6 protein-coding genes are annotated in these 7,503 nt (G+C 61.6%); all 6 read right to left on the bottom strand.

Annotation, left to right across the window (positions count from 1 at the left end; genetic code table 11):
- Positions 1-405: contractile injection system protein, VgrG/Pvc8 family (locus tag ACP7CJ_RS18640; RefSeq protein WP_426101010.1), on the bottom strand; the 405-nt coding region annotated here is incomplete at its 3' end.
- 2 nt (positions 406-407) lie between these two features.
- The gene (gene tssH / locus ACP7CJ_RS18635; protein WP_426101008.1) at positions 408-3,056 is read right to left on the bottom strand and encodes a type VI secretion system ATPase TssH; all 2,649 of its coding nucleotides are present in this window, start codon (positions 3,054-3,056) and stop codon (positions 408-410) included.
- Between the two features lie 155 nt (positions 3,057-3,211).
- A complete protein-coding gene (locus ACP7CJ_RS18630; RefSeq protein ID WP_276197750.1) occupies positions 3,212-3,703 on the bottom strand; it encodes an Hcp family type VI secretion system effector in 492 nt (163 codons plus the stop codon).
- 24 nt (positions 3,704-3,727) lie between these two features.
- A complete protein-coding gene (locus ACP7CJ_RS18625) occupies positions 3,728-5,446 on the bottom strand; it encodes an OmpA family protein (protein WP_426101006.1) in 1,719 nt (572 codons plus the stop codon).
- Between the two features lie 7 nt (positions 5,447-5,453).
- Positions 5,454-6,137 (bottom strand): type VI secretion system protein TssL, short form, encoded by a 684-nt coding sequence (gene tssL, locus ACP7CJ_RS18620; protein ID WP_276197748.1) that lies wholly within the window; start codon positions 6,135-6,137, stop codon positions 5,454-5,456.
- On the bottom strand, positions 6,134-7,489 hold the full coding sequence (tssK, locus tag ACP7CJ_RS18615; protein WP_276197747.1) for a type VI secretion system baseplate subunit TssK: 1,356 nt from the start codon (positions 7,487-7,489) through the stop codon (positions 6,134-6,136). The genes tssL and tssK overlap by 4 nt, the downstream gene beginning before the upstream one ends.
- Positions 7,490-7,503: the final 14 nt, after the last annotated feature.

Here is a 7,503-nt window from a genome sequence, read left to right as displayed (position 1 = left end):
CGGTACAGATTGGTGTTGGTAAATGCGGAACTGTCGGCCTCGCCCAAGCAGGGCAAGGTGCGGTTGCAGGGTGATTTCGTAGCGGGCTTCATCAGCGGAGCCGGACAGGCGTTTGAAGCCGGTGACTACCCCGTGAAGCGTGCGCAATGGGCCGTTCGCGGGTCCGTTAAAGCCACGCTTGGAAAAGTTTTGTGGGGCGCCATGCAAACTAAAACTGGCGTTCTGTCCGAGCATTTTTTCGGCAGCAATATCGCCGTCTGTGCTGGTGAACTCCACACGATAGGTGAAGGGTTGGCTCAGGCCCTCTTTGCCCTCAAAGGCCAGGACGTCAAGCAGTGCATCAACGTCGCGCACGCTGAGTGTGTGCCGGCTGTGGTCGTAGAAGCTGCGCAGTTGGTTGAGCATGTTCAGGCCTCCATCGCAACGGGCGAAACAGCGTCTTGGGCGTCGATAAAATGCAGGACAATCCCTTCCTCAATGCTGTAGCCCAAGGTCACGCCAAACGTTTTCTGCCGGGCGGCTTGGCGTTGCAACAACCGCTGACTGAGGACCGGCAGAATCTGCTGGTTGAGTAGGCTGTCAATGTTGCGCGCGCCTGTGTCGGGCAGCAGGCAGGCCGCAACCAGCCCCGCGCTGAGGGCTGCGTCGACCTGACAATCCAATCCGTAATGACGCTGCAAGCGCTTGGCAACGTGGGCGAGTTTGATGGCGACGATACGTTGGAGGGCGTCGGCTTGAAGCGGGCGGTAAATCAGGGTTTGGAAACGAGCCAATAAGGCTGGCTGGAAGTGTTCGCGCAGGATCGGGCGCAGCAACGCGTGCAAGGTGCTGTCGGATGCGTCGGGGAACTCTTGCAGGCAAGTTTGAAGTTCATCGCTGCCAAGGTTGGAAGTCATGAGGATGACGGTGTTGCGAAAGTCGATTTCCCGACCTTCGCCATCGCGCATACAGCCCCGATCAAAGACCTGGTAAAAAATATTGAGAACGTCGCGGTGCGCCTTCTCGACTTCATCGAGCAGCACCACGCTGTAGGGGCGTTGACGCACGGCTTCGGTGAGCACGCCGCCCTGACCGTAACCGACGTAGCCGGGAGGTGAGCCTTTGAGCTGGCTGACGGTATGGGCTTCCTGATATTCCGAGAGGTTAATGGTGATCAGCGATTTTTCGCCGCCGAACAGCGTGTCGGCCAGCGCCAGCGCCGTTTCGGTTTTGCCGACGCCGCTAGTGCCGACCAGCAAAAATACGCCCAGCGGGGCTTTTTCATCTGTCAGGCCGGTCCTAGCTGCGCGTAGGCGTTGGGCCAAAGCGCTGAGCGCAGGGTCCTGGCCGATCACTTGCTCACCCAGTTGGTATTCCAGCTCAAGCAGGTTGGCTTGTTCGTCCTTGAGTAAGCTGCCCAGCGGTACGCCGGTCCAGTCAGCGATGACTTCGGCCACACTGCGCGCATCGACGTCGAGGGACAGCAGTGGCTGGTTGCCCTGGGCGTTGCTCAGTTGTTGTTGCAATTGCAGGCAGACGGTCCTTTGTGCTGGTTCTGCCTGACGGGCATCGCGCAATTGCTGGGTAAGCTCGAGTTCGTTGCGGTATTGCGCCTCAAGCCCGACTAGCTGGCGGTGCAACTCGGCGTGCTGCGCGTCGATGATCGCCAGGCGCTCGCTGGCGGGGCTGCCGCTCAGTTGCTGGTCTTCTTCCAGGGCCTGGCGTTCCAGCTCGAGGGCCGTCTGCTGGGCCTTAAGGCGCACCAGCGCTTGCGGCTCGCAGTCCAAGCTCATGCGTGCCCGTGCACTGGCGGTGTCGAGCAGGTCGATGGCTTTGTCGGGGAGTTCGCGGCCGGTCAGGTAGCGCCGTGAAAGCGTCACCGCTGCTTGTACCGCCGCGTCCTGGATGTGCACGCCGTGATGGCTGGCGTAGCGCGCCTTGAGGCCGCGCAGCATCAGGCAGGCGTTGGCGTCGTCCGGCTCGTCGACCTTGACCATCTGGAAGCGTCGTTCCAAAGCGGCATCGCGTTCAAAATACTGTTTGTATTCACCCCAAGTCGTAGCGGCGACCGTGCGCAACTCGCCACGCGCCAGGGCCGGTTTGAGCAGGTTGGCGGCGTCCGCACCACCCGCCTGGTTACCAGCGCCAATCAGAGTGTGGGCTTCATCGATAAACAGCAGCACCGGATGCGGCGACAGTTGCACGGCCTCGATGACGTTTTTCAGGCGTTGTTCGAATTCGCCTTTGACCCCGGCGCCCGCTTGCAACAAACCCAAGTCAAGGGTGCGTAAGGTGACCTGCTTGAGGCTGTCGGGGACATTGCCCTCTACGATGCGTAACGCAAGACCTTCAACCAAAGCGGTTTTGCCTACGCCGGGCTCCCCCACCAGGATCGGGTTGTTCTTGCGCCGACGGCTGAGAATATCGATCACCTGACGGATCTCATCGTCACGACCAAACACCGGGTCGATCTGCCCCGCCCGCGCCTTGGCAGTAACGTCGTGGGTGAATTTGTCCAAGATGACTTTCAGGGCATCCGGTTCATCGGTGCCGGATAAAGCGGGCAGCTCAGTGTGGTCCCGTGCCGCTTCTTGCTGCGCTTGCGCACGTTCTTCGGAGCGCTGGTCGAGCAACACCAATAACCGCTGTAACTGGGCATCGCTGATACTAAGCAGCGGCCAAGTGGCGTCGCACACCAGCAGGCTCGGAGTTTCCAGCAGCGCACCGAGCAAATGCGCCGAGCGCAGGATCTCGTTATTGCCATCCAGGGATGCCAGCAGCCAAGCATTCTTGATCAGTTGTTGCAGCTTGCCGCACAGCTGTGGCTTGTTTTGCACGCTGCGCGGCAGGGTGTCCAGGTGGTCGATCAGGCCGCGCCAGAGTGCATCCATATCCCATTCGTAGCGACGGCCGATAAGGGTCAGGTCGCCCTCGCCTTGCTCCAGCAACTTGAGCAGCCAGTGTTCGATGGTGACCTGCGCGTGGGCACGGCTTTGGCACAACGTAGCCGCTGCACTCAACGCCTGGGTGCAATAAGGGTTGAGACGGCGAAGCAAGCGCGTGGAATGTTGGGCCATACGGTTACATCCTTGTTCGGTGATGGTGGTGTGTCATCGATAACGCCAGCCGCGGGTTTGAAACTCGATGTGTTTGGCTGAACGCCCGCGAACGGACGCTCAACCCAGCACACCGGGAGCCAGCAGGCAAAGGCCCACCTGCTGCTCCACGCGTATCAAGCGCTTTGGCGTTCATTCCATGAATCGGAGTGGATGATGTTGCCGTCCTTGTAGGTCCAGGTGACCTTCTCGTAACGCAACTCCACCTGCTCGAGGTGGTTGTGCTTCTCTTTGCTCGGGTCTTTGACGTCGTGCATTTTCGGCGCGACTTTCACGACTTTGACGTCTTCGAGTTTGGTGATGAAGTACTCGACCTCCTGCCCCGCATCGTCGATGCGGTACCACTTGAACTCAGCACTCTTGAGCGTTTGCCCGGTGGTGACCGCCTTGTAGAGATAGGGGCTGGACGCATCGATTTCCTTGGAAAACAGAAACGGGGTGTGAACCCGCGTACCGGTCAATTTCCCGGTGTTATTGTCGGTGGGGATGTACAGACTGTGATCCTGGGCAACCACCTCGATGCTGCCCTCGCGTTGTTGCACGTTCACCGAACCCTTGATAGTTGCGCCGCCGTCGTCTTGCAGCCAGAGGTAAACGGGAATTGCCATGTGAAGCTCCTTTTTCTCGTAGATTTAAATGTCGCGGAATGCGACCGGGGGTTGCCTGTCCGGGTGTGCGACGGGAAGCACGCAGGCCCCCGCCTCAGGCACCAGACGGATATCAACGCGGCGGTTGGCTGCACGCCCCGCCTCGGTGTCGTTGCCAGCAATCGGCTGGCTGGCGCCAAAGCCCTGCACGGCAAAGCAGCTGTCGGGAATGCCGCCCAAGCGCTGCATCCAGTCATGCACGGCAGCGGCGCGGGCGCGGGACAGTCGAAGGTTGTTTTCGGGGTCGCCAGTGGCATCGGTATGCCCCGAAATGACGATCAGCCAGCCGGGCTGGGCCTTGATATCGACCAGCGCATTGATCAGGGTCTTGGCCGAATCCGGCTTAAGCAGGGCACTGCCGCTGGCGAACAGCGACAGGCTGTCCAACCGCACCGGGCGGGCAGCCCGCGCCGGTGATGTGGCCGGTGGCGGTTCAACGTGAGCGGCCAGCACCGCCTGCAGCACGGCGCGCATGCGTTCGCCGCGATACAGGCCCAAGCCGAATGCCAGGGGCGCACCGTGCCGGTAGTACGCGTCCAGACGCTGGGCGTCCTGGCGCAGCACGGTCAGGGCATTTTCACGCCAAAGAAACTCGCGCTGGTTACGCTGGGTCGGTTGCGGGATAGCCGAATAACGTCGCAAGTCATCGCTGACTTGGCGTAGCAACAGGGCGTTCTGCCACGCCGAACTGGCGAGCGCGACAACACCCGCCACGGCGAACAACCACAGCGCAATAACGCTTGCACGTTGCACCGGGGAACGCAGCGGGCCGAGCGGCAACAGGTTGAGCAAAGGGTCCGGGAACGGCAACACCGCATTCGTCACGGCCTCTCTGTGATCCGCCAGCGCCACTTTTCTGCGTAACCAGTGCTGCCACAGGTTCCCCTTCACGGCATGCGGCAATGCCGGCACCCACGTGACTGCGCAGGTCGCCGCCAAGCCAGAAGCGTTGCGACTGACAAGGTGCGGCAGTACCGCTTCATGAAGCCAGGCCACAGTGCTGCTCAGTTGAATGCTTGCGTGCATCCGAGCGGCCTGCCTGGGCGAGTCAGCAGGTTGCTGTTGCCAGTCATCCAGGCTGACGCAAGCACCCGCATCACACACACGGACCTCGGCCTGCCCGTTGCCCCAACAGAACCAAGGCGCCTCGCCCTGCAAGGTTTGCAGGTAGCTCACCAGCAACAGCGGCAGCGCAACGCCGCGCTTGCGGGCCAAGGCCACCTGATGACTGAAGGCGCGCACCTGACGGGCGAGTACGGCCCCATCACTGTGCGCGCCGGGACTGACGCTGAACATCACGCCCAGTTGCCCGGCCCAGCCCGGACGCACGGCCAGAACCTGATCAGTGACAACCCGCAGTTGCTCCAGGCTCGGTACGCGCACGTAGCACCCTTGCTCAGTCACACGCAGGGCCAACCGCTCGGCGGCAACCCTGCCGAACAGCCCATCCAGGCCATCACCGCAGACCAGCACCACCGGGTGACGAAACCCAGCGGCGGGTATCCCCCTGCCCTCGGCCAACCTCAGCGACCCATGCTGCCGTTCGGCGCGCAGGCGCAGTGATACCCAGGCCCACGCCACACAGCACACCGCGATCAACACGCCGAGTACACGCGCCCACAGCGCGAGCGGAATGATGAGCAGCAACGCGAGCACGAGGACACCCGCCCACAGGTATAGGATGCGATGCAGATTGAAGGTCATCTGGCACTCACCCCTGATCCGGCAAGAGCGAGGCAATCGCATCGCTCAACAGATGATCCAATCCCCACCACGTCGCAACGAGCAACAGGGCCACTGTCAGCAGATGAATCAAAGGTGAACGCAGCCAACCAAAACCCGCGCTCAGTTCGCCACCGCCTACCTGCGTCGGCGCGTGTTGACTGACCTTGAACGGCGCCACCTGTGCGTCGAGAGCCACCCGTAATTGCTCGCGTTCGGGGTCGCTCAAATCACGATAGCGCCCGCGAAAACCCAACATCAATACGCGCTGAAATACCGTCAGCACATGCCGGTCAGGCGCAGGCTCGCTCAACACGTCACGCATGGCCTCGTACAGGAACTCACCGGCCTGATGACGATTGAAAAACTTGGCCTGCAACGGTGCGCTGGCCCAATCGGTACGGGCATCGGCGTCGGCGCAGGTCAGCACCGCTTCGTCGAGCAGCGCGCATTGAGCATGACTGATGTGGTCGATACTGCGCGGACTCAGGCCCGCCCGCTCAAGGCGCTGCCGAGTCTGCTCAACCTGCTCGACACAAAGTTCGCCCAACTCCCGACCAGGCTGCACCGAGGCGCCCTGGCGCAACTCAACCACCAACAGGTAGGTGTCCTGTAACAGCGCGTCAATATCCACCGCCACTGCGGTTTGCGCGTTGGAAGGCGTCGGTTTCATGAGCGCAGCACCGCAAACAGTTCCAGCTTGACGTCGACCAAGCTGCTTGGAACGTAGAAAGCGCAGACCCCTTCGTCCAACACCGCCTGCCCCTTGGAATGACCGAGATCCAGCGCGAAGTATTGATTTTCCAGGCGCAATGGAATCGCCGCCGGCACATGGCTGAGGGACTGCAACGGCACCCCGTCGAGTGCCGCGTTGATCAGATAATCGACATCATCCGGCGTACCGATCTTGCACAGGCGCGGGAACTGCTCCTGCACCTGCGCCGCCGGCAACCGGCTGCGCACCGACAGATAGAAATCGGCCCCCTCACGCTCGCGCAAGCGCGGGTCATTCAGCGTGACCTGCCAACGATTAATTCCCTGCACCTCCAGCACCAGAGCAACGACCCGCGACGGTAGACTGGCCTCCAACAACAGCGACAGGGTGTGCATCAGCGGCGGGAACACTGCTTCCAACGACGTGTGCCGGTATGCGGGGATCTTGTCTACATCGTGTTCCAGCGAAAACGTGAGCAGGCTGCCGGCCAGCTTGATCAACTGCTGGTAGACCTGCTCGGGATGGCGTGCGGGGAACTCCAGAAGATCGGCCAATACCGGCTGATAGGTATTCAAGGCATTGAGCAGCCAGAACAGCGACACGTCGGCAACGGCAAAGTCGGCCATGCGCTGGTTGCTTTCCCGCCGCATCCCCATGAGCCTTTGCCGCTTGGCGGACAACTGCGTCAACAGGTTGTCCAACTGGTTCAGCAGCCCCGGGTGCGCGGCGAAACTCAGCAACGGCGGCACATAGGCCGGGTCGAGGCTCCAGGCTCCCTGCCCATCGCGCACCAGACGTGCGACCGGGCACGTCATGTAATCCGCATTGTCATCACGCTGCAGGCGTAGGCTCAGTGCATGCTCCAGCACGCCAATCGACTGCACCTCATCGGCGTAAATATCTTGTACTTCACGCCAAGACTGGCAGTAGCGCATCGGTCGATCGGCCCGGCCGCCCTCGAACAGGCAGTTGTTGCCATTGGCCTGCTCCAGGGGCAAGGCCACGTGCAATAGCACTGCCTGATCGTCGTCAGCCAGCAACTGCGCCAGCTCCAAGGCGGCAGGCAGGCGGTCCACCTGCTCAGTGTCGATCCACGTGCCATCAGGCATGCGCACACGCAGTTGAGTCGCTTTGAGCTTACCCAGCCGCAATGCGTCCAGGTCGAACCCCACCGCCTGGACACCCCAAGGGTGTGCCAGGGCCAGGTGCGCGAGCTGTTCGTTGGTCCAAGCCTCCCAGCGTGCCTGTTGCTGGAATTGCTGCGGCGACAGCAACGCCCCAGCGGCCCACAGAGGGCGATCGATATTCATGGCATCGTTTCCCT

Origin of the sequence: Pseudomonas sp. PSPC3-2, assembly GCF_049897085.1 — a bacterium.
In the GTDB taxonomy this organism is placed as follows: Bacteria; Pseudomonadota; Gammaproteobacteria; order Pseudomonadales; family Pseudomonadaceae; genus Aquipseudomonas; species Aquipseudomonas paraveronii.
Note: the sequence above shows the minus strand (reverse complement) of the source record. Positions and strands in the feature narration are given on the sequence as shown.

Excerpts from the sequence above, each read along its gene's own strand:
- tssH (WP_426101008.1), bottom strand. The coding sequence starts at position 3,056 with ATGGCCCAACATTCCACGCGCTTGCTTCGCCGTCTCAACCCTTATTGC.
- ACP7CJ_RS18625 (WP_426101006.1), bottom strand. The coding sequence starts at position 5,446 with ATGACCTTCAATCTGCATCGCATCCTATACCTGTGGGCGGGTGTCCTC.
- ACP7CJ_RS18630 (WP_276197750.1), bottom strand. The coding sequence starts at position 3,703 with ATGGCAATTCCCGTTTACCTCTGGCTGCAAGACGACGGCGGCGCAACT.
- tssK (WP_276197747.1), bottom strand. The coding sequence starts at position 7,489 with ATGAATATCGATCGCCCTCTGTGGGCCGCTGGGGCGTTGCTGTCGCCG.
- tssL (WP_276197748.1), bottom strand. The coding sequence starts at position 6,137 with ATGAAACCGACGCCTTCCAACGCGCAAACCGCAGTGGCGGTGGATATT.